Origin of the sequence: Coraliomargarita parva (assembly GCF_027257905.1) — a bacterium.
Classification (GTDB): Bacteria; Verrucomicrobiota; Verrucomicrobiia; order Opitutales; family Coraliomargaritaceae; genus Coraliomargarita_A; species Coraliomargarita_A parva.
This window is the reverse complement of sequence record NZ_JAPZEI010000002.1, coordinates 120,390-143,706: the sequence shown is the minus strand read 5'-3', so window position 1 is coordinate 143,706 and position 23,317 is coordinate 120,390. Positions and strand designations below refer to the sequence as shown.

14 protein-coding genes are annotated in these 23,317 nt (G+C 52.6%); 8 read left to right on the top strand and 6 right to left on the bottom strand.

The window, feature by feature from the left end; all coding sequences use genetic code 11:
- Window positions 1-147 precede the first annotated feature (147 nt).
- Together O2597_RS03030 and O2597_RS03025 are read right to left on the bottom strand one after the other, a co-directional pair.
- Window positions 148-1,887 carry a TIM-barrel domain-containing protein gene (locus O2597_RS03030; protein ID WP_269522710.1) on the bottom strand — a complete coding sequence of 580 codons (1,740 nt, stop codon included), beginning with the start codon at window positions 1,885-1,887 and terminating at the stop codon, window positions 148-150.
- A gap of 219 nt (window positions 1,888-2,106) precedes the next feature.
- Window positions 2,107-3,030, bottom strand: a complete 924-nt coding sequence (locus O2597_RS03025; RefSeq protein WP_269522709.1) for an AraC family transcriptional regulator — start codon at window positions 3,028-3,030, stop codon at window positions 2,107-2,109.
- Between the two features lie 152 nt (window positions 3,031-3,182).
- Here O2597_RS03025 and O2597_RS03020 point away from each other — a divergent pair, with 152 nt between their 5' ends.
- The 5 genes from O2597_RS03020 to O2597_RS03000 all read left to right on the top strand — a co-directional run bounded on the left by O2597_RS03020 (window position 3,183) and on the right by O2597_RS03000 (window position 13,397).
- Window positions 3,183-4,733, top strand: coding sequence for a hypothetical protein (locus tag O2597_RS03020; RefSeq protein WP_269522708.1), 1,551 nt, complete (start codon window positions 3,183-3,185; stop codon window positions 4,731-4,733).
- Window positions 4,734-4,866: 133 nt separating this feature from the next.
- Window positions 4,867-8,097, top strand: coding sequence for a hypothetical protein (locus O2597_RS03015; protein WP_269522707.1), 3,231 nt, complete (start codon window positions 4,867-4,869; stop codon window positions 8,095-8,097).
- 20 nt (window positions 8,098-8,117) lie between these two features.
- Window positions 8,118-8,894 carry a hypothetical protein gene (locus O2597_RS03010; RefSeq protein WP_269522706.1) on the top strand — a complete coding sequence of 259 codons (777 nt, stop codon included), beginning with the start codon at window positions 8,118-8,120 and terminating at the stop codon, window positions 8,892-8,894.
- A gap of 267 nt (window positions 8,895-9,161) precedes the next feature.
- Complete coding sequence (locus tag O2597_RS03005; protein WP_269522705.1) at window positions 9,162-12,551, top strand: beta-galactosidase; 3,390 nt, start codon at window positions 9,162-9,164, stop codon at window positions 12,549-12,551.
- A gap of 84 nt (window positions 12,552-12,635) precedes the next feature.
- Window positions 12,636-13,397, top strand: coding sequence for an HpcH/HpaI aldolase family protein (locus O2597_RS03000; protein ID WP_269522704.1), 762 nt, complete (start codon window positions 12,636-12,638; stop codon window positions 13,395-13,397).
- 13 nt (window positions 13,398-13,410) lie between these two features.
- Here the strand turns inward: O2597_RS03000 and O2597_RS02995 are convergent, their stop codons facing one another.
- Complete coding sequence (locus O2597_RS02995) at window positions 13,411-15,093, bottom strand: glycoside hydrolase family 3 protein (protein ID WP_269522703.1); 1,683 nt, start codon at window positions 15,091-15,093, stop codon at window positions 13,411-13,413.
- Between the two features lie 151 nt (window positions 15,094-15,244).
- On the opposite strand from O2597_RS02995, the gene O2597_RS02990 reads away from it, so the two are divergent.
- The gene (locus tag O2597_RS02990; protein WP_269522702.1) at window positions 15,245-16,282 is read left to right on the top strand and encodes a substrate-binding domain-containing protein; all 1,038 of its coding nucleotides are present in this window, start codon (window positions 15,245-15,247) and stop codon (window positions 16,280-16,282) included.
- Window positions 16,283-16,337: 55 nt separating this feature from the next.
- On the opposite strand, the gene O2597_RS02985 is transcribed toward O2597_RS02990, so the two are convergent.
- Window positions 16,338-17,315: a LacI family DNA-binding transcriptional regulator gene (locus O2597_RS02985; protein ID WP_269522701.1), complete on the bottom strand. Its 978-nt coding sequence runs from the start codon at window positions 17,313-17,315 to the stop codon at window positions 16,338-16,340.
- A 74-nt stretch (window positions 17,316-17,389) separates the two neighbouring features.
- Here O2597_RS02985 and O2597_RS02980 point away from each other — a divergent pair, with 74 nt between their 5' ends.
- Both O2597_RS02980 and O2597_RS02975 read left to right on the top strand, forming a co-directional pair.
- Window positions 17,390-18,775: a hypothetical protein gene (locus O2597_RS02980; protein WP_269522700.1), complete on the top strand. Its 1,386-nt coding sequence runs from the start codon at window positions 17,390-17,392 to the stop codon at window positions 18,773-18,775.
- An 11-nt stretch (window positions 18,776-18,786) separates the two neighbouring features.
- Window positions 18,787-20,271, top strand: coding sequence for a sulfatase-like hydrolase/transferase (locus tag O2597_RS02975; protein WP_269522699.1), 1,485 nt, complete (start codon window positions 18,787-18,789; stop codon window positions 20,269-20,271).
- Window positions 20,272-20,290: 19 nt separating this feature from the next.
- Here the strand turns inward: O2597_RS02975 and O2597_RS02970 are convergent, their stop codons facing one another.
- On the bottom strand, window positions 20,291-21,241 hold the full coding sequence (locus tag O2597_RS02970) for an alpha/beta hydrolase (RefSeq protein ID WP_269522698.1): 951 nt from the start codon (window positions 21,239-21,241) through the stop codon (window positions 20,291-20,293).
- A 3-nt stretch (window positions 21,242-21,244) separates the two neighbouring features.
- Window positions 21,245-23,281, bottom strand: coding sequence for a hypothetical protein (locus O2597_RS02965; protein ID WP_269522697.1), 2,037 nt, complete (start codon window positions 23,279-23,281; stop codon window positions 21,245-21,247).
- Window positions 23,282-23,317: the final 36 nt, after the last annotated feature.

Genomic DNA, 23,317 nt, shown 5'->3' with positions numbered 1-23,317 from the left:
GTCCTCACACGCCACAGGCCGTTTGTAAGAAAGCACCGCATACAACACCGCAATAGCGGCTGAGGACAGCCGCCGCTACCATCGGGCGACCTATTCAACCAGTATTAAATCGAATCGGTATAATACTGACTGAAGCAATTGAGAAACTCAAACCAGCGCGCAGCCTTGACGCAGGAGTTCCCAGTGGTCTGCATCGGCAGGACGCGGCTTCGAGAAGAAATCATCTCTAAGAGCCAGGACATTACCGATCTCGATACAGGCGTTCATACGAGCAATAGAGGCAAAGAATTCTGCCATAGTTTCGTTGAACTCATGCATATCGTAGGAGACAGGAACCCCGGGGCAAGTGCACATGAGCATACGCGCCCGTTCCTCGTGCTCGCGCCAATTGCTGGTATGCACATCGTAAGTGCGATTCAAATCGATGTAGGGCGCGAGCCAGTAGTTACCGGCACAGCCCAAATGCAAGGCATCAGCCTTGTGCATGCGCATTTCAGTGTAGAATATCTGGGATATTTTCAGGAAATACTGTTCTTCGCCCCGCCACGAAGGATCGTGTAAGGGATTCTCGGGGTGGACCTTATCGGCAAGGAAATCCGTTTTGACCCCATCCAAATCATAACAACCATCCTCGTCGGAGAAGAAGGTGCGCATCAAAGGCTTTAGGTAATTCTGCTGGACCTTCGGATCGGAGTAGTCGCGCCAGCGGAAGCCGCGCCGATTCAGCCAGCCGCCCCCCGCTAACTCATCAGCAGGGATGTTGGCATCTTTGGCAATCTCCGCCCAATTCCACCAGACCATGACTTTGAAACCAAGCGCATGTAGATCATCGACCAGTTGGCGTAAGTCCGGGAAGCGCTCTGGGTGCGGCTGCCAATCCCCCCGGGCGAGATTCCAGCCTTCATCCAGAAGGATGGTGCGAATTGGCAGCCGCTCACGCAAGATCACGTCGACTGCACGCCGCACCATAGACTCATTGAGTTGAGCCAAGGCACCCGCGACCGTTTCAACAGTCTGGTCGACCAGTTCGGCTTCCGACCGGCAGTTCGCCAACATACGTTGGTCATTCCAAGTGCAGTAGATTGGCTCCTCCCACCAACGGTGACGGACCTTCTCAGACGCAGCAGGAACGATTTTCTCATCGACTAGCATGTCACCAAAACCCGAATACATCTGATGGGCGGAGAGTTCGGAGCGCACAAAGAAACGCATACGCCCGACATGGAAACTCTCGTGCGCTGGAAGTATCAAGCCATGCGGTGCATCACCATAATCCAAATACCAATGCTGAACTTCCCCCCGGACGACCTTCAGGTGCATTCCATAAGTCGGCTGCAAATCCAATAATCCGGCAAAAAGCGCCTCGCGATTCTTCCTCAATAAAAGTGCTGTCGGATGCGGGGAAAACTGCCAGTCGTCGGAATATGTGCTAGTCTCGCAGGACGCACAGGTCGGAAGTTCCGGCCAAGTCGCCGGCGTGTAGTGCCGGTTCCTGAAGTTCACAACCTCATAGACATTGAGCTGTGTGTCTGCGGAAAACAGTTCGATACGATTGAGCTGAACTTCCTTTGATGGCACAATCGTGCAGCTGAAATCCACTCCCGATCCTTCATCGCATTCAGTGATTTCAACCAGCATCTCATCCAGCCACTCTCCAGAGTAACGCAACACCACGGAACGGCCCTCCGAACTCACGGAGACGAGTTCAGTGTCAACCAACCGCCCATTGATGACCGCCTGAAAGTAGGCTCCCGAATCCGAACGGAGCAAGAAGGACGCACCATCCGACTCCCATATCGTCAGGCTTCCATTCTTCGGGTCCAACTGAAAGCACCCAAGGCGGATGGTTTCCAAGGGTTTTCGCACATCCGTCGAGAGCAAACTCATCGCTCCCCCCCATCACAAAAATCAGACTCGTGTCCACCCAACTCGGCAGTGGAAACACGACTCGCATAATTGAAACAACGACCACGAGCGATGGAACCATGCCCCGGGCATGTGCGTAAAAACTCCAATAACATTGGAGAATAATAAGCAAAACACGCTCAAGCGTAAATGCCCCCGATGTCAGGAATATGGTCTATCTGTAATCGGTCCGCGCGCGGTTCAGTCGGACTCGACGACCAAGCTGATCCCGTGGACTTTCTTAAATTGCCCGGGCGACATGTGATAGACCCGCCGGAAGACTTTGCACAGATGATTGGCATCGGCAAAACCGGTTTCTTTCGCAATGTAGTGCAATTTATACCCCTGCCTCAACAACTTGATGGCCTGCTTCAACCGCAATTCGTTGAAATAGGCGGCAGGTGATACCCCCGTAATCTGCTTGAAGTGCATAGAGGCTTGGGCCCGCCCCATGCCAAGCACTTCCGCGAAATCCTGAACCCCGAACGAACGGTGCATGTTTTCGCGATAATAGCGGTCAGCGATCGAAAGTAATTTCTTCCGCGGATCTTCCGGATGCTTCAGTTGATACAAGTGCCTTTCCACTTCCAACATCCAGCACAAAGCCGCACGCTCGGCATCAAAGGGATTGTCCAGATGACCGGAAAACATAAGCTCAATCAAGCGTAGCGTCTCCGATTGAAAACGCGACGCCTCCTCAATCGGAAAAGTATAGGACCAATCGGAAACCGAACGGGATAAGCGGTCCACCACCCAATGGGTATCTTTCAAGAATAGATAAAAGAACTTCCAGCCTTTGCCCTTCCGAACGACCCGGTATTCATGATCGGATGGCATCGGAACCAGAAAAGCCTGCCCCGCCGTCTGGGGAAAAATTTGGTTTCCCACTTGCAGTTCCCCCTCGCCCTCAAGCGTCCACTGAAAGGTCAACCATTGATTGTCATCGGTGCCTCCCCGCTTCATCCCATTCCAGCAATAATCGGCCGAAGGAGGTTGGAATTCCGCCCCCACGCCGAAACTGCTTCTATGAATCAAATAAGAATGGCCGGCATAGCGGGAACCGGCAAATTCAAAGCCGTATTGCCGAATCACACCATTCCAAACATCGAGCGCACTGTCAGACATAATAGAATTCTACAAATAGACCAAACTAGGGGTTTTACACACAGAACGAGACGTATAGAGTTGTGACAAATCAACTATACCAGGCAAGTACATTAGCTATATCCTCATGAAATAAAGGATAAAACAGCACATCTACCCTTAATATTTTGAATATGACCCAAATCTCAGCCCCCAAGGACCTGAATGACAAACAGCCAATAGAGGTCCCTTATTTGCAAAACATCCCCGACGTGATCGACTTGCAACCAGGGCGCCAACTCTTTCTGGATGATTTCCTTTGGGAAGCCCATCAGACAAGCATGAGCCCCTGCTACCACCGTCCGGAGAAATACACAGGCAATCCAATCCTCTGGCCCGCGTCCCCAGAGGAAACCAATCCCCAGTTCCCTAGCTGCGCGATCGCTAAAAGCGGCGGAGTCTGGTTCGACGATCGCAATCAGCTCTTCAAGATGTGGTATATGACCGGCTATCTCGGCTACGCAGCACTCGCGACCAGCAAGGACGGCATTCACTGGGAGCGGCCGAAACTGGATGTCGTTCCGAATACAAATTTAATTTTACCCAAAGACATCCATCCAGACTCGGGCAGCGTCATAATCGACCACGAAGCCGCGGGAGACGAGCCACGCTACAAGATGTTGATGCGCGAGCCGAATCCGGTGGGGCCACCATGGATCGATAACTTCGAGGCTCGGCTCTACACTTCTCACGACGGCGTCCATTGGGATTACGTAGGCAAATCCGGTCCGATGGATGACCGTAGCACGATGTATTACAACCCTCTCCGTCGCAAGTGGGTGCAAAGTATCCGGAAGTGGCACAAACAGGCCTGCCGGGCGCGTTACTATCACGAAGGCGACAGCTTCATGGAAAGTGCCCAATGGACACAAGAGACGATGACTCCATGGATGCGGGCGGACTGTTACGATCACGGCAAATATTTCCCTGCGCAGCTCTACAATTTTGATGCGATTGCCTACGAAAGCATGATGATCGGCTTTCATCAAATCTTACACGGCCCCAACAACCCACACGGGGAGAAACGAGGAGAGCCGAAGCTCACCGAGCTTTACTTAAGCAGTAGTCGAGATGGTTATCATTGGCATCGCCCGGATCGCACAGCTTTCATTCCGGCACGCAGGGAATACGGTTCTTGGGAATACGGCTACATCGAATCCAGTGCCGGCATGTGCTGTATCGTCGGTGACGAGCTCTGGCTCTACTACTCCGCCTACGGCGGCGATCCCGACCGCATCACCAAAGACTGGCGCACCAACGGCATGTATGCCAACGGCGCAATGGGCTTGGCTAAAATCCGTCGCGACGGATTCGTCTCCATGCGCCCGAATTGCCCCGATGGCTTCCTGCGAACACGCAGACTTCGCTTCAATGGGCACAAGCTCTTCGTTAATGCCAACACGGTCGGATCACGACTGAGCGTGGAAATACTGGATTCATCGGACAAAGCGATTCCGGGGCTTACCCATGAAGACTGTATCGGCTTTACCGGCAACAGCACCTGTGCCGAGATCCAATGGAAGCAGAAGGACTTAAGCGGACTGGAGAAAAACGGCGTCCGCCTGCACTTCAAGATGGAACGCGGTGACCTTTATTCCTTCTGGATGACAGACTCTGCCGAAGGCAAGAGCGGAGGATTTACCGCAGCAGGGGGCCCCGCTTACTCTGGTGGACGGGATCGATGACCCAGACCTGAAAGCCATCGGACATTACATTTATATGATTCCTAGACAAATATAGTAAACCTTAGGCTTTATATGACACGGGGTATCCCATAACAATTGCACCTAGTCTACAAAACGATCCCCAACTCCAAACATGCAGACTCGCCGCAAGAGAGCCAATCGAGACGAAATACAAATAACTCATTTCGCAGCCCCACGTAATGGTGGGTTTGCGTTGGTGGTCGCGCTTACGCTGATGGCTTTCATCCTCTTGCTCGTGGTCAGCTTGGCGAGCTTGGCGCGGGTGGAAACTCTTAATTCCAGCAATCAGATGGAACACCTGCAGGCACGTCAGAATGCCCTGCTGAGTTTAAATGTGGCCCTCGGTGAGTTACAGAAGCAAACCGGACCGGATCAGCGCATCACCGCGACATCCAGCATTCTGGATAGTGATCCGGCGACCAGTGAAATCGACGGCCAAGAGGAAGCCAACTGGACTGGCGTCTGGGATAACTCGGGAAACCTCCTCACATGGCTGGTCAGTGGCAATGAGGGGCTCGAAAGGAGTGATACCGGATTCATTGAACCAGACAGCCTACCAGCTAAGCACGTGGCCCTGGCCGACGACAACAGCGCAAATGCCCCCTATCAAAGCATCAACGACAGCGACGGCTATGCCTACCGGGTCAGTGATGAAGGCACCAAAGCGAAGATTAAAATCACGGGCTCCACAGGTTCATCCGAAAAACTCCTCTCGGCCCAAAAGGCAGATATCACACAGATGACTGACCTGTCATGGGTCGACAAATTGACCGCAGCCGAACTAGACCGCATAAGCTTTGTAAATGAACTATCCCACGGAGCCAGCGATGCAGTTGAGATTGCGGCCATTCAGGATCGTATTCATGATTTAACGACAAGCAGCTATGGACTACTGACCGACGTCCGGAATGGAGGCTTCAAAAAGGATCTAACACTCGCTCTTTACGACGGATCACTCATGCCGGCTGGACAGATTTTCGCCCCGGTCAGTGGATCACAAAGCGACTCCGATCCCGGCGGCCCCCTTTGGGCTCAGCTTCAAGACTGGGCAACGATCAGTTTGAATACATCCGACGAACTTAGAGCGCAGTCGCAAAGTCAGGATCACGTGGGCATCTCACCAATAATAACACATTTTCAACTTTATATACTCCCCCGATACGACCCGGTCCCATCAGGTGCAGGAAAATACCAAATCTACCTCGATTTTCTACCTGCAGTCACATTATGGAACCCATATAGCTACCCGTTGGAGACGACGGACTACCGTCTCGATTTTGGGCAGACTTTCTATCAAGTTAATTCAACAACTGAAACGATCCACCATTACGATCAGCTTCTGACAGCCTGGGACATACGACTCAATGGGGCCCAAGAGGATCTGAAAATAAACACAACTGGTCGACTCAGCTTGAATTTATCGAATGTCCGCTTGGAACCCGGTGAAGCCATCTCTTTTTCACCACCATCCGGCAGCACTTTGATGACGGAATTCAACCGCCACTCAAAACCAGCCGATGGACAGTCCGAGCTGTTGCCTGGATTTCGCCCACGGGCGAGCTATTACATTAATACAAGTAATACCATAGACTCATCAAGTTCTACACCTCCGACCTTTGAGCTGCTAGCATATACTACATTCTCAAATTCACTCCGTCTTGTTCGTCGCGACGATGAGTCGGTTCTTTACCAGACTTTTTATCTATCGGGTTGGATTAATACCGCTGCTGCCCCAACCCCGATGCAAGCGATCAATCAACCAATTATGAGTATGCACGGAAGCATCGGGATGAAGTCGATACACAATTTTGTTGAATCCAATACTGCTGACAACTCAATCAAGTGGCTTGCCAACTATAATCCTAGAGCCGCAACCCATGGAGCGAACCCGCTCTTTTTCCATCATGCAAAGAATCGTAATGATGTCGTCTATTCACGGATTAACAACCCCAGCTACGAAGCATTCGTAAAATTAAACGGGGACGAGCAGGATTCTAGCCTTCCTGTATCTGGAGATCAGGCCGGTGTAGGCTATTCCACCAACCCGGTCTATACTCAATCCTGTGTCTTATTTGATAGACCTCCAACACGATCAGAGCTACATTCAATTGGTCAATTGATGGACGCACCTCTTTACTACCCGGCACCAGAGGTGACGACGACTACCGATTTATATACAAAACAGAATCTGGAAACAAAATACCGGCTGCAATGGGGACGTTTTGATAACTTACTTCCTGCCTATGCGATAGGAAACAGCTTAGCCCCCGCCAGCATTGATCTAGATTCAATAGACACAAATTGGAGCGACTATCCACCTCCATCATCTCAGTATTTTAATTACAACTATACAAACATCAAAGGACTGTATTACGACTACTCATATCTATTAAATAAAGCGATCTGGGATTCGTATTTTTTCTCCACACTACCCGACGCGAGCAGCCGACTTCCCGCTAACTTGAGACTCGTCCCACTGGACTCTGACGCAACGACAGCACTCACCAGTGAGACTGCAGCAGCCCAGTTCCTTCTGGATGGAGCCTATAACATCAACTCCACCTCGGAAGAAGCATGGCGCTCAATTCTGGCCTACAGCTTTGGCGTAACAATCGAAGCAGACCAAGCAGAGGGTGCGCCCTACCTTCGTGTGCTGAATGCCCAGGGCGAAGCTTTTGATCCCGATAACGACGATGAATACGAAACGGCCGGCTACCACGGCTACCGCACGCTCACCGCCGATCAGATCAAGAACCTTGCCCGTCAAATCGTCAAACAGATCAAATGGCGCGGTCCCTTCACTTCCCTGGCTGGGTTTGTAAACCGCAACCCCGATCAGAATGCGCCCGCCGAACTGGGAACGGATGCCTTCCGCTTAAAGGGCGCTTTGGCAGCCGCATTGGAGGCAGCCGACACCATCAGCAACGACGAGGCGAATGAACTCGGGATCGATCCGGAAGATGCAAAAATCAATATCTCACTGCAATCCTCCGAAATTGAGACCACCCCTCGAACAGAAGCCGGCTTTAATCAAGCCGCTCAAGAAGGCTGGCGCAGTGAAGGTATTCCAGGCTGGCTCACACAAGCCGATCTTTTGGCACGCTTGGGATCAACACTCACCGCACGCTCGGACACCTTCAAAATACACGTCTACGGCCAGCATGAAAATCCCTTGAACGGTTCGCAAACCCAAGTCCAGGGAGAGGCGATCGTGCAACGGCTGCCGGAATACATCGACAATGCGGATGCAGCCGAAATCTCACCGACCGCACTGACTCAATCCGTCAATCAAACCTTCGGTCGCCGATACAAAATCGTTTCATTCCGATGGCTGGATATTTAAGATCTTCGATCCTTCAAACCATGAACTTTCGGAACACACTCACCATTCTACTTCTGGCCTGCATCACAACCGCCAGTGCTGTGGAAACAGAAGAATCCCGCGAGCTCTCCTTCCAAGTCTACTTATGGCAAGGTGGCACACCCGCGGGTGTGAAAACCATCAAGAAGCCCGGATCCGATACCAACCGCAACGACGAAGCCGAAGGCATATTCCTCATGGATGCCTACGAACCGCCCCTCATTCAATACTGCCCGACTGGCATCAATGAAGCGGTTCAAGTCAACGCGCTGGAACAACGCTTATCACCCCGCTATAAATACACAGGGACCGGCCCTCTACAGTTCTTTCAGGACATCCCTCAAAGCGACGGCACGATCCAACGCAAACAGCTGGGAATAGTCGATCTACCGGCGAACGACCAACATGCGCTGCTCATCTTTTACCCCAAAAAATTAGGTGGCGGATACGACATCTATCCAATCAACAACTCCCTGGAAAGTATCCCCGCAGGCAAGTCGCGCATCTACAACCTGACAACTACCCCAATCGCCTGCATGTTCAACGAACAGTCCTTACGCCTCATGCCCGGGGGCTCGGATACGGCCAGCCTCGGCCCCCAAGAGGACTTTTTCGTTGTCGTTCGAATCGGAGCCCCGAACGAAGAAGGCAAATGGCGAGAACGCTATGCGCAGCGCCTACGTGTCAACCCCGAGGCCAGTATTCTCACGTTGATCTACAAGAAGTCCGAGCAGCAAAACGCATATCGCATCGTCGCTCTGGAAATGCCTTCCGAGTAAATCGATGGTAGCCCAGCTTGAAGGACGGCAGGCTTCAGGAATGATGGGGCGCGACCAAGGTCGCACGCTACGGCGATTAACCCCCTATCCACATCTGCCATAAATTCGATTCCCACAGCTCACAATAGTAGACCGCCCAGCAGGTCTACAAATAGACGACATACAAGACACATATGCCATAGGCTGGCTCTCCAGAATCTGATAAGCTATCCCCATCTAATTCCAATAGCTCTACCTTTCTTTAAGTCTGCGTCCTTAAAAAAGCACATGATTCTAAAGCATTTTTACCAAATCAGCGGTCTGGCGCTCCTCGCGCTTTCCAACACAAACCTGAACGCGGCCGAGGCTCAGCCCGAAATACACCCATTGCCTCAATTGAGCCAGCCTCAGGCATGGGAATGGAACGACCAATTAGTCGGCATCACACAGAAAAACGACTTTCTAAGTATACAGCTCGATAAAATGTCTCAGGGCGAGACAACCCGGTTGAGCCTAAAAAAACCGATTCCAATCCCACTCGGCCAAGAACTCACTTACACGATCACGAGCGACTGGATTTACAAACTGGACTTTCGACCTGTGGTGCGGGATGCAAACGGACAGGAAATTCTTGTTTTCAGCAAGTCCGCAGCCACTTTAAAAAGTGGCACCTTTCTCGGAGCACGTTTTGACGGCGGCATGGAGCGATTAGGTGAAGTGCGCGCCAGCACGCCGGGCATGAAGGAGATACGCACCGGCAGCTACATCTATTTGGATAAGACTGGGCCCGCACAACTGCCATTTACTTTGATCGGCTTTCAATTAATGAGCAAAGAAGGGGCCCCAAAGGTCAACAGTATACACCTACGTGATTTCCGGCTCACCACAGTCGACTCGGACAACAGCTCACTCCATTATCAGTTTAACCGGGTTGAACAATTCGGTGAGTTGGATGGTCTTCCATCCCTTTCAATCGGCGACCTGGACACCAGAAACCAAGCGCGCTCATTCGACATCGACTGGGACATTCGTCAAGACTACGGCGGCCAGCCGTTTATGACTGGAAACGAGTCGTTTGAAATTGATCCCCAATCAGGTGATGGCTACGGCATTTTACAAACGCCACGAATCGTTTTTCCTGTTGAAAACGAAGGCACCTACTGGGTTCGGGTGAAGGCTCGCTTTAATAGCGATCCAGCTCCCAGCCGCATCGTCGAGAAGGAGTTTCGCCTCTTCATCATAAAGGGGCAGCCCTCAAAGATGTATCCGATAATAGATACTGACTCCCGTATCGGCGAAAGTCGGATTCGTATCGCTCCGAAAAGGAAAGATATGGTTTGGGATATCGATGAGGACTGGATCGTGCCCGTTCGCTTTTTCGATTCTCCGGGGTCAAAATCGGTCTTCCAGCTACACGACAACGCCGACACCCTTCGACTCGAGCACACAGAAACCATCGGCGACGACGGCATTGTTGAACTTGACCTGAGAGAACTAACAGCAGGTGCCTATAAGCTGAGTGTCGAAGTCATGGACGCTGATAAGCTCATGGATCGCACCGAACTCTTTATCGGCAAGCGTGTCGACTCCGACGCCATTCCGTATCTCAAACCGAAGGACCTCAAAACAGCACAAGAAATTATCCATGCGCCTGAACCGACCTTTCACCTGATGGCGCATATCAGTAACAAACAGCAGGACTACCTCGAAAAGAACCTGGCCTTGATCGACCAGATGAAGGGTATTTCTGACGACTTTGAATTTATCCTGCGCTGGTCCGAAGTGGAGCCCATTCCAGGCGTTTATGATTTCAGCATGCTCGATAAAGTTCTCGATTATGCACAATCGAAGAACGTATCGGTGCTGATCTGGTTCTCATTTACAGCTCCTGAGTGGCTCCCTTCACACTACACAAAAAGCAAAGATGGCAATATCTTCGGTCACACAGCTTACCTTTTCCACGGAGCTCGACTGAACTACCTACACTCCCCTGTCATTCGCAAAGGCATGGAGGACTTTCTTCGCCAAGGCGTGCTACATACGCGCAACCATCCGGCAACACAGGGTTACTATTATCTGATGGAGCATCCGGGTGACTCCCCTTGGTCAGACCATTATGTAGGCTTCGACCAATACACCTTGTCGGATTTCCGCAAGCACGCGCAAGACATGTATTCTAAGATTGAAAACGCGAACCAAGCATGGCGAACAGAGTTCAAGTCTTTCGACGAAATCATGCCGCCGACCTACGGCGAAGACGCTACGCGAAAGTTCCACTTTGACTGGCAGCGGTTCCGAACCAAAGCCATCAGTGACACGCTCTATGAATTTGGATCGATGATTCGCAAAGACGCTCCCGATCACCTAATTATGGTCTACATACAGGGTATCATGCCCGAAGACATGAGCAAGTTTGCCGATCTGGGGATTCTGACTGCAAATGGAGGCTGCGAACGCCCCGACACCTTTGGCCCCGGTCTCATCCGAGTCGCCGAAGAGGGAATCCCCCAACGCGCCGAAGAAGTATCCGTCACCCAATGGGCATACAAATATCCGACCCGCCTCGATACCAGCTTTTACTCAATGATGATGGGTGGTGGCAGTAACTCTCACTGCAAGATGTTTATTCCGATCGAAACCGTGCTACGAAATCCGGAGCTTGGCATGGATAGCCTGCGTAAAGATCCGATCGCATTCGACCGCTACGAAAAATTTCAACCGATCTGGACGGAACTGCGCCCGACCGAAGCACTCCACGGCGATGTGCGCTACTATGCCGACTCGGACGCACGGATCGTCGCTGCGGGATTCCTATCCACTGCCGATGGCACCGATCCATGGAGCACACGACTATTTCTCGATGCCCAAGTGCCCTTCGGCATGGCGCCCGGCAAGAATTGGACAGATGCCAAGCTCGTTGTCATGACACAAAAGAACCTTGTCGCCATGGGGCAATCGAAGATCGACGAAATCGTGGACTACGTGCGCCGGGGAGGAATTGTGCTGATGGATGCCGAGGTCGGTCGTTACAGCATCGAAGATGAGGATGCCGACTGGGTGCTTCTGAAACGCTTTGGTTTCAATCCGCCGACAGGCCTCAAACCCAATGTGTATGGTGCACTCAATGCGGCCGATGGTGCCGCATTCGAAGGCTATGGAAATCTGGCCACAATTCGCCATCCATGGAATGCAGGCAAACAACCCGGCAGCACCCTAGCCTATCTCAATGATGATACAACACGTCCCAGCTTAACGGAACTCGACTTTGGCAAAGGGAAGGTCTTGGTGCAATGGTCCCGAAGCACCATCCCCCCTTCAAAATCGAACGAAATTCCTGACATGCCACTCGTGCGGGCGGTCGCCAAACTGGCGGGTGCCGATTTACCCACCGATGTGGACTCTCCCTACTTCTGGACAAATCTACTGCGTCACAAGAATGGTCGCGATTATTACCTTCTGGTCATGCACTACAATGACGGCGACAACCCGCACAGCACGATAAAGTTGAACAATATCCCGGCTGGCACCTATGCACTGACGGAGCTGATCAACGGCAAGGACGAAACCATCGAACGAACCAGCCAAGAATTAAAAGAACAAGGAGTTCAAGTCGACTTGGGCCATAGCGAAGTCGCCGCATTTCGTCTGAAATTTCTGAATACATCCTCTAAGCGTTGACTTGATTCAAGCGAAGCAGGAAACGCGATAAACCTCCCATTTATACAAGTTCCACACATCAAGGCACCTGATAAAATCTGCTAAATGAAACAAACATTTCCGATCCCCTTTCACCAAAAGCTGCAAAACGAAACCGTCCTCGGCCCCTTCTCCAAAACTTCGGACACCAATATGATCGAAGCGATGGGCATGGGCGGAATGGACTTTATCATTCTCGATCTGGAGCATGGCCCAAATGACGTCACGACACTGGGAAACCTCATCCGAGCCTGCGAATGCTCCGACACAACCGCCGTCGTGCGCTGCCTGCGTCCGGAGCAGATTGGACAGGCGCTCGACCTCGGCGCGCGCGTGGTTCAGATTCCACATGTCAATTGCGCGGAAGATGCGAAACGCGCTGTCGATGCAGCACATTTTGCCCCACTCGGTCACCGTGGAGTCTGCCGATATGTCCGCGCCGCTGGCCACAGTTCCACGGACAAACAGGATTATTTCTCGAGGGCCTCGGACATCACCGTGATCGCACAGGTCGAAGGCACAGAAGGTCTCAAAAATCTGGATACAATCATTGAGGTCCAAGGTGTGGACATGATTTTCGTCGGCGTTTACGACCTGTCACAATCTTTAGGCATGACCGGCAAAACCGAAGCGCCGGAAGTGCTGGAAGCACTCAAATCAGTGGTCGAAAAATGCTCAAGGAAGAACATTCCAGTCGGCACTTTTGTCGAATCCGCCGAAACCACCCGAAAATACAGAGCGATGGGGATCCACTACCTCTGCTATTCGGTCGATGTCGGCATTCTGATGAATGCTTGCCAGAACTGGTGCAAACAGGTTCGTCTTTGATCAAAAGCCTGCGTCACCCCAAGTATCCGGTGCGCTCCGGTATCGGGTCCAGCTCAACCGGTGATTGCCCATTGAAGGGGATCTCCCCGAAGAGCGCGCGGTCGAGCGCATCGATCGTGGTTGGATGCGTATTATAGGCGTTGACCAGCGTATCCAGATAGGGGTTATCGAAAGTCAGGTAGGCGGTGTTGAGCGATATTGTGATCGGCTTCATGGTCTCGGCATATTGTTGAGCCCATTGCACCTCGCCGAGTTCTCCTACAGGGCGCACTGCATTCTTCATCTGGTGGATCTGCAGCGAATAGACAACGAGGTAGACATCCCAAGTCTGACCGGCCTGCTCCATTTTGTTCACGTCGAGGCAGTTCCCGTTCTTGTGGCGGGTCACCTCCAACCCACGCGCTTCCAGCTTTTCAGCCAATGCATCGATGTGCTTGTCGTACACATGCTCCGGGATCGCGCTGTGCAGAAGAACCGTTCTCACCTTGCCGGCATCGAGCGGCAGCAAATTTTCACGGTTTCGCACCAAGGTGATACTCTGATCCGCGACACGACTCGATAATTCAACGGCTTTTTCACGAACAATCGGATCTTCCACAATCGGTGCGAACTGCTGTGAAGCATCAGGCAAATCAAGCAGGCCAAGCTTCTGCTTCAGTTTAAGAATCCGACGCACACTGGCATCCAATCGCTCCATGCTCACGCGGCCTGAGTCGATCGCGCGCTCCATCAGTCCATAATAATCCTTTTCAGGCCAGAGCATGACATCATTGCCCGCAATGAAGGCTTCGAGCAGACGCTCCTCACGCGGTGCCCAGGCGACAAATCCAGCCATGATCAAGGCATCCGTCACCAGCACACCGTCAAAGCCCATGCGCTCGCGCAGGAGCTGAGTCAGAATCGGTTCCGATAATGTCGCCGGACGCGGACGCCCCGACTTGGCACGCACCGGATCACACCAAGGCAGCGCAATGTGCCCGGGCATGATCGTCTGCACACCGCGATCAATGACTGATTGAAAAACGCCTCCATGCTGCGCCCACCATTCGCACTCAGTCAGTGAATTGACCGATGTCGTCAAATGCTGATCCCGGAAATCGACTCCATCACCGGGAAAGTGCTTGGCGCACGCGGCCAGCCCGTGATCCTGCATCCCTTGAATGACAGCTCCCGCAAGCCTCGCAACACGCCCGGCATCATCTCCCATACCACGATTCGTTACGATCGGATTCAACCAATTCTTTTGCACATCCACCACCGGAGCAAAGGTCCAGTTAAATCCGGCTTCGCGCCCTTCCAAGGCCGTGTATTTACCATACTCATACGCCATTGATTCGTCATCACAGGCAGCCAACGACATCAGCATGGGAAAGCGCGTCTTATCGGCGACCGCTTGTCCTGCTCCAGCTTCCAGGTCACCCGCGACCAACAATGGGAACTTACTGGCACGCTGCACACGCGCGAGCTGTTCGCGTAAGGTCGCGGCCTTGCCCTCGGCATGGGTAATGATTTCCCCACCGCAGAACACGCTACCCACTGGGTATTCCGCGAGATACTCCTCCAATGCTTCTCCTTGGTAAAAGCGCGAATTCAGTCCGAGTTGCACCGTCTGCCCGATTTTTTCGCGCAAGCTCATAGACTGAATCAGTGCCTCGATCGGGTCCTTGTTCGTTTCTTGCAAAGATGTCTTAAGCATATCGTTCATACTATAAAAGTGGATAACAGGAGTTTAATGTGACGGATAAAAATTTGCCCAAATCCAGATCATCTGTCGACGATCACTCTATGACTCACGATGCGTAATCATTGACATTTTGCTTCTTTGATTCCTAAATTTTCGTCTAATCATGCCTAACCAACGTGCATTGGCTGCCCAGCTGGGACTCTCGCAAACAACGGTTTCCCGTGCGCTGCGAAACCATCCATCGATCCCTCGAGAAACGCGCGAGCGGGTCTGGGAAGGCGCTCGGTTGTCAGGCTACCGCCCCAACCCACAGGTCAGCTCTTTGATGGAGCAAATCCGACAAGGGCGTAAACCGGAAGCACATAGCACGATTGCCATACTCGCAGGAAATAATCTCAAACGATCTCCTAAAAATTCCACGATTCAACGTCTCTATCTGGGACATCAAGAACAGGCACTTGAATACGGCTACCGCACAGAAATCTTTCCACTACCAAGCAAACTAAGTGAAAGTCGAGAGTTGGACCGCATTCTTTACTCTCGTGGGATTACCGGCCTGATCCTCGCCTACTCTGGCGAAAATCCGAGCACCCTGCCCCAATTGACATGGGACCGCTACGCCGCTGCCACGGTCAGCGATGTCTCCTGCCAACTTCCCATTGATCGGGCATCCAGTGATCACCAACGCAATACCACCCGCGCCTACAACGAACTACTCAAGCGAGGCTATACACGCATTGGCATCTGCCTGCCCCAGCACTCGCTGCATGCCCGTGACGGCTACGACAACTCCTGGCTCGCCGCCTACCTCGCCTGCAACTTCCGACAGCCTAAGTCACGGCAAATCCCAGTCTTCACCGGAACCATTCATGACACGGAGGTCACTCGCTTTCAAAACTGGTATCAGCGTTGGAAACCCGACGCCCTCATCACACTCCTAGGCGAGGAAATACAGTGGCTGGAAGCAATGAATCTCTCTGCGCCCGATGATATTGGGCTCGTCTGTCTCAACCGTCCACCGGATTCCGACTTCACAGGCATCGACGAAAACAATGTGCAAGTCGGCGGCACTGTCTGCGAACTCGTGGTCTCACGAATCACTAACAATCAACTCGGCCTCCCCACGTGTCCTCGCCGGGTCCTGATCGACGGCGTCTGGATCGAAGGTAGCACACTGCCCTCCCGAAAGCCAATATCGTAAGACTATAAACCTTTAGCCGTTGACATAAGCAACCGAGCTTTCGATCAAGCTCTATTCATGATGCGGAGCGATACCAAGTCCCGTTTAGAACCGTAGCCTTTGACTCTTTCGGTAAACCATACTCGCGACGTAAAAGCAGGTGATGTAAGAAACGCACCCCTTCGACCCCGATCTGCCGGGGATCGAGATAGTAACGATTCATCGTCTGAGACGCTTTCATTCCACCATCGTTCAATAAGTAGACAGATGAGTGATCCCCCGGCCAGGCATCGAGCAATTGAGGATTCACGCACAGGATCGCATCCAACTGATGGCTTCGACACCATTTCTTGAAAGGCCCAGCTAATGGCCAACTCCCAAGATATATATGTAGACCTTGAGCCGCTAAAGCCGCCGTATAGCCGCCTAACCATTGGTGGCCTGTGCGTTTCTCTAAACGAGGTTCCACCGCAAAGCCTACTCGTTGTGCGCCAGCGTCCAATGCCATGCGGCAGGCGTTATAAGCCGCTTCGAAGTAATGAATGCAAACGGAGTGCATCACCGGGTTGTGCGTCAGCGCCCCCAAGGAAACCATGGCAAACTCATCCCAATCCCATCCTGTATAACTCCACTCCACATTCGACGGGCCGAAGAGCAAACCACGCACACCACGACTCACCAGAACTCGGGCGAGCTGTTTTTGCGCCTTGCCATCATCGATCAAGACATGCCGTTCCACAGAGTATCCGTGCAGTTTCGCCTCATCCACTAGGCCTTGATACACCAAGGCACTGTAAGGACTTTCGTCTCGGTCCAAAAAAGCCAAATTCGCTTCCCCCTTGGTATTTTTACCCTGCATCCGATAGGCAGCCAAAGCAGACATGGTGGGATCCGGCTTGTAACCAAGCTCTTGAATCGCCTGCTCAACCCGCTGAACGGTTGCAGGACGAACGTGATGCGTGCCCCGAACCACACGTGACACAGTCATATGACTCACGCCCGCAGATCGAGCGACATCCATCAAGGTCGGCCGACGTTGTGTAGAATGATCCATAAAATCCGTTAAAATGTTAATGTGAACATTTCGACAAGATTGGCAAGGAAGATAAGGCCGGCATTCTCAAGCACATGAATGCAAAACTCCCCCCCAATGTTTCCGGTGTCGTCCCGTCTTTTGCCCAAGTTGCTGACTTTGGGCCACCCCGCAGCGAGATCGGCATCGGCTGTTTGATGCCCTGGCAACGCAAGCTCTACATCGTCAATTATTCTTCGCACCGCAAAGAAACCGGCACTGGCACGGGACTTCGCGTGATCGATGAGAATTATGAAATGACCAAGCATCCGGCTGGTGTAGACGGCACCTATGCCAATCGCTTTGTCCACCATCCTTCCAATCAACTGATCATCGGACCACACATCGTCGACACCGACCATAATGTCCGCACAGTGAAGGAGCTCATCGATATCCGCCTCTGTGGCACCGCCTCTCACCTGACGGATCCGAAGAATCTGGTCTACATGCTTGGAATGGAAGGCGAACTCTTTGAGCTCAATGTTCATACGCTCGAGACTAAGCTTCTCTTCGACCTGACCAAGACACTGGAAACACCAGGTGAGGGCTCCTGCCACTACAAAGATTGCTACACAGCGCAGGGTCGTCTGGTCATTACCAATAACGACTACAACGAGGACGACTTCCTCGGGAAACGCAAGGAAGGCACCCTAGCGGAATACGACGGCGAGAAATGGACCGTTCTAGAGCGCAAGCCTTTCGTCTGTGTCAATGGAATCGCCCACTTCGGCGGCACCATCTTTGCCAACGGCTGGGATCGCGCCTCAGCCATCCTCAAGGTTTTCACTGGCGGTGATGGAAAATGGACCACCTATCGCCTCCCCAAGGCCTCCCACTGCTTCGAGCACAAATGGCAAACGGAATGGCCACGTATCCGTTCAACTGAACACGAACGCCTCATGATGGACCACCACGGCATGTGGTATGAAATTTCTCCCTGGGCCTACGGCAACCGTGTGTGGGGTATCCGACCAATCTCAACCCACCTCTGGGTGCATAGTGACTTCTGTTCGTGGAACGGCATGTTCATCGTCGGTGCCGACAACACCAGCCATGAAGCCGGTGGCAACCTGCAGTGCGCGGAACCGCAATCCGGACTCTGGTTCGGCAAAACCGACGACCTATGGAATCTCGGCAAAGCCAAGGGCTGGGGTGGCCCCTGGTGGAAGGATGCAGTGAAGGGCGGAGAGCCGTCGGACCCGTATCTCATGACAGGCTTCGACAAAAAGTCGCTCCACTTGAAGAATGAATCCGAGAAAACTGTGACCTTCACCGTCGAAGTCGACTTCCTCGGCTGTGGTGAGTTTGAAAGCTATACCACGATTGAGGTCCCGGCAAACAGCTACCAACCACACGTTTTCCCGGAAGGCTTTAGTGCACACTGGGTTCGACTCATCGCCGATACTGACTGCACCGCAACTGCGCAGCTGCACTACACTTAATGTAACATAGGATGAATATCGTCCTCATTATGACCGATACGCAGCCCACCCACATGGTGGGCTGCTATTCCGGCAATCCGAAGGTCGGCACACCGCACATTGACCGACTGGCATCCGAAGGCATTCGCTTCGACCGCGCCTATACCACCTGTCCACTTTGCACGCCGGCACGCTCCGCCCTCTTCTCAGGCATTCATCCTCCAATCAACGGAGCATGGGCCAACAGCATGGCACCCGGCCTCAACTTCCCGCTCATGGGCACGATCTTTTCCGAAGCTGGATATCGTTGTGGTTATAGCGGAAAATGGCATCTCGATGGCACGGCCTATTTCGGCGATGGCATCGCCGGCGGCGGATTTCCGCAAGACTGGTGGTTCGACGGCAAGAACTACGCGGACTTTCTAGGTCCTGATAAATTCCACACTTATCTCAAAGCGAAAACGTCCGACGAACTCCGCGCCGGCGGCTTCACGAAGAACGATGTCTGGGGCAAGCAAGTCGCTGACCGCGCAATCGATTTCCTCAAGCAACAGATCGATAGTTCGCAGCCCTTTCTTTTTGTCGCATCTTTCGATGAACCACATGGGCCCTACGTTTGTCCGCCCGGCGAATGGGAAACATACGACAGTCAGCAAATCCCGGTTCCAGAGAACTTTCAGGCTTCGCTCGATGGCAAACCCGAGCTCCAACAAACACACGGCAAACAGGTGCCACAGCTTTCAGAATCCGAACACCGAGAAAGCCTGCGTCGCCACTACGCCTGCAATCAATATGTGGACCGGGAAATTGGACGCATACTAGATGCCATCGACCAGGATCATGCCGACGATACCATCGTCATCTACACCTCGGATCATGGCGATATGCAACGCAGCCACGGCCTCCGCCAAAAAGGGCCGATGATGTATGAAGAGGTCGCGCGCATCCCCTTTATCGTGCGTATGCCCGGAGGCGCGACAGGAACACACTGCAATCAGCTCGTCAGCCATCTGGATCTGATTCCGACACTCTTGGAATTGAGCCAACAGCCAATTCCGGGGATGCTTCAGGGGCAAAGCTTTCTCAAACAGTTACACCAGCCTCAAACAAAGGGTCGAGAGAGCCTCATGTTGAGCCACACACGCTTCGCCCTGAATCATGATGGCTGGGGTGGATTTTACCCGGTGCGTTGCTTGATCACTCAAAATGAGAAATTGGTGATCAATTTAGTGGATACCGATGAATTCTATCTGCGCGAAGAATCCAAGAGCGAAACCCTCAACCTAATTGAGGCCGATCAACATCAACAAAAGCGTGACGAGTTGCACGATCAATTGCTTGCCGAAATGGACCGCATCCGGGATCCGTTTCGCAGTGCAGACTGGGCCAACCGTTCATGGCGATCCACAAGCCGGACGAAAGACTACTACGGGGGCGAACGGCGCTATCGCCCATCGGTTTTCCCATTCCAGCCGGACTGTCTCGATGCCGATGGAACCCGCTCTTCATCTGCATGATGAAGATGATAACTTGGCCTTAGGACAAACGATCGATTAAGTAATCGACCGCATTCGCGTATTTCCGTTGCTCGATTCCCGGATAGACAAATTCGTATTCGATCCCGAGTTCATCCAAGCGAGGTTGAATGAGCACTCCAAAATTAGCGGAGTGGTTCGGGTCTTTTTCATCCGATGCACAATTCGGGGCCCCACCGGTGTATTCCATGTAAACGGGAGGTGCCGATTCATCCAGCAAGGCATATGGAGAGTAAGCCTCAACCCAGGGGAGCACGATATCACGTGAAGCACTGAAGCGCTCAAATTCATATCCATGATTCTCTGGGTCCCAGGTAAAACCAAAGGCATGGCCGCCATATACGATGTTCGGGATAAATTTCCGCATCTGCCTCGGGTCCAGAGTTGTCTGCACACACATCGCTGCAACGCAGCAAGGTCGTGTTGACTCCCGTGCAATCGCGTCCGAAGCAAGCGGATCCTCCAAGTCCGAGTGAAAAGCCAACCAGAGAGAGGAACAGGCTCCGGCGGAATTGCCGGAAACCGCTAAACGCGCTTTATCCAAATTCCAACTTTCAGCCTGACTCCGCACAAATTGAACCACACGTGCCGCATCCCCGATCGGCACACTCACCGGCGGCGCTTCCCGGGCAACGCGCTCCGCATCCACAACCGGCTCCACAAATGTATCCCCCGTTCGGATACTCTGTTGGATAAAGCGATAATTCGCGGAGACAAATGAGATACCCGCATCCAGAAGGTCTTGGACCTCGCCCGACAAAGCAACCTTGCTTTTGTCACCGGTCAGCCAACCGCCACCGTGAAAATAAACCACCACAGGCGTCGGACGGTCTGATTTCGCCAACCACACATCCATCACCTGACGTTCCGTGTCCCCATATGAGACATTGGAAAATGTGGGTTCCGGAAGTGTTCCAACTGGATCCCGCACTTCAACCATCGATTTGCTCATGAATTACCTTCCCGTATCGCCAATCGCCCAAGGCCAATCGGCCTGCACACACTTCAGATGCTCCCAGGGGAAATAGGTGGGGACACGACCACGTGTTTTCCCGAGCAAAGGAAGCTCTTCTACCGATGGTGCAGGCGCACTGGCTTTCCACTGCGACCAATCCACTAATTGACGGTTGATCTCTGCGAAACGCGGCATCGGCGCTCCAGGCGTCCATGAGATTTCCATTTCCAATTCCGGCTTCATATCGCTCAAAGGGCGAGTATAACGCACTCTTCGAGTCGTCCAAAAGTAATCCTCAATCACGGAACGCTCAAGGTCTTGGACAAAGGCTTCCAGAGAGTTGTATTGGTCGACACTCGCATGCTCTGCGATGAAACCACCATAAATGTCAGCCAGATCAGATTCACGGAATTCCCGCGAGACGTCATCGTAGAAACTAGTGCAGATATACTGGTAGCCGTTCTCCTCCTCCAAAGAAATCCGGGGCGTTCCGAGCGTTCTCGTATAAACCAACGGGCGGATCGCAATCAGTAAACGCCCGCGGCGGCAACCGATCCACTGCCCTCTCGAAACCTCACCGGACCAATGCTCTCGAACTCCATGCGCTCCAACCTGTATTTCATCTGCTCCAGAAAAGCTCGAGGGGAAAAGAACCAACTCACGAATACGAGTTATCTCCGAACGATCTTCAGGATTGGCAGAGGCCGCATGCGGACGGGTCAAGACGATCACGGTATCCTCAGACTGTAGCGTTTGCGTATTTGCACAGGATGCCAAGTTCGACTGTTCTCCGCGGTTATCGCCGTCCTCACTTTCAAGTAGTATCTCGCCGGGAACCGCGTCGTTCAGCAGCATCTTGCTGAAAACAGTGCCCACATCGGATACATCGCAGAGATGCTCATTCCGCCGGTAAGTCACAAAATACGGTGACGACTGAACTCCATTCAAGAAGGGGACACTTGATGACCCGACCGAGAAATCGGCATTGAGATAAGTTTCCACCCGCACCGCCGTCGACATACTCACAGTCGATGCACCCACCTCCGCGGTCGCCACAGCATGAAATGGATAGTTCTTACGGCGAAACAACTCCTCACAGGTCTCACTCAAATGATACTCCCCCGCAGCAAACCAGCACATCTGCGAAATATTGAAGGGTAGATTGCCGCAATGGTGGATCACCAGTTTACTATCTGGCTCGAAAAACTTCATTGGCGACATTCGTGATAAATCTCCGAGCACGAACCACAAGAGAGAAGACATACCCGTTACCTGCCCCAGCACGTCCACAGTATATGCCCGCGAGTAAGGTCCGGCCAGCATACCAGTCTCCGGATGAAAACGTGCCGCAAGATCCCACCACAAACGAGTTTCCACGGCGGCAGCCAATTCACGTGCTTCTTCATTCTCTGCATGCTCGGCCACCTCAGCAAAGGCATGCAACGTCAGCGGGGTGTAGGTCGGTGAGTTAAATTCGCTATTTACCCCTCTTCGTGACAGTTGAGCCGCCATCTGGCGCAAGCTCCACAGCCCGTGCTCCACCGCCGCTGAATTCCCCAACATTTCACCCCCTAGAATTAAGCCAAGAAGAGCCTTTGCCGGCATGTTGTCATTGAAGCCATGAAATTGGTAATCCGGGGCACGGTTACCCGCCCAGGTTGCAAAGCCATCACAGACGAGCTCTTCCAAAAGACTGATGACATCCGGATCCATCGATTCGCGATGAGATCGGAGTAAGACCGTAGCAATATTGGTGTTGAAAATATTATAGGTCGACCGGAAGTCATACTCATCACGCACAAGCTTACTCGACCGAATCACAGCATTCGCAAGTTCTCGGTTCCCTTCGCTAAACAACGCGAAGCATATCCAGAAACGTTCTCTGGTCAGTAGAGGCGTCGAGGACATTTGCCACTCTCCGGATTCGCTAAACCACAATTCAGCCACACGGGCAGCTGCTTTCAGGTAAGACTGACTTCGGAATGCAATCTCCCCGAATAAAGGATTTTGATATGACTGGGATAATGACTTTGACATTCGTGAACTGTTCAAAGCCGCGAGTGGCGGCCCCTC

What these genes read in the sequence shown, in the direction of transcription:
- O2597_RS03030 (WP_269522710.1), bottom strand. Translation starts at nt 1,887, where the DNA reads ATGAGTTTGCTCTCGACGGATGTGCGAAAACCCTTGGAAACCATCCGC.
- O2597_RS03025 (WP_269522709.1), bottom strand. Translation starts at nt 3,030, where the DNA reads ATGTCTGACAGTGCGCTCGATGTTTGGAATGGTGTGATTCGGCAATAC.
- O2597_RS03020 (WP_269522708.1), top strand. Translation starts at nt 3,183, where the DNA reads ATGACCCAAATCTCAGCCCCCAAGGACCTGAATGACAAACAGCCAATA.
- O2597_RS03015 (WP_269522707.1), top strand. Translation starts at nt 4,867, where the DNA reads ATGCAGACTCGCCGCAAGAGAGCCAATCGAGACGAAATACAAATAACT.
- O2597_RS03010 (WP_269522706.1), top strand. Translation starts at nt 8,118, where the DNA reads ATGAACTTTCGGAACACACTCACCATTCTACTTCTGGCCTGCATCACA.
- O2597_RS03005 (WP_269522705.1), top strand. Translation starts at nt 9,162, where the DNA reads ATGATTCTAAAGCATTTTTACCAAATCAGCGGTCTGGCGCTCCTCGCG.
- O2597_RS03000 (WP_269522704.1), top strand. Translation starts at nt 12,636, where the DNA reads ATGAAACAAACATTTCCGATCCCCTTTCACCAAAAGCTGCAAAACGAA.
- O2597_RS02995 (WP_269522703.1), bottom strand. Translation starts at nt 15,093, where the DNA reads ATGCTTAAGACATCTTTGCAAGAAACGAACAAGGACCCGATCGAGGCA.
- O2597_RS02990 (WP_269522702.1), top strand. Translation starts at nt 15,245, where the DNA reads ATGCCTAACCAACGTGCATTGGCTGCCCAGCTGGGACTCTCGCAAACA.
- O2597_RS02985 (WP_269522701.1), bottom strand. Translation starts at nt 17,315, where the DNA reads ATGGATCATTCTACACAACGTCGGCCGACCTTGATGGATGTCGCTCGA.
- O2597_RS02980 (WP_269522700.1), top strand. Translation starts at nt 17,390, where the DNA reads ATGAATGCAAAACTCCCCCCCAATGTTTCCGGTGTCGTCCCGTCTTTT.
- O2597_RS02975 (WP_269522699.1), top strand. Translation starts at nt 18,787, where the DNA reads ATGAATATCGTCCTCATTATGACCGATACGCAGCCCACCCACATGGTG.
- O2597_RS02970 (WP_269522698.1), bottom strand. Translation starts at nt 21,241, where the DNA reads ATGAGCAAATCGATGGTTGAAGTGCGGGATCCAGTTGGAACACTTCCG.
- O2597_RS02965 (WP_269522697.1), bottom strand. Translation starts at nt 23,281, where the DNA reads ATGTCAAAGTCATTATCCCAGTCATATCAAAATCCTTTATTCGGGGAG.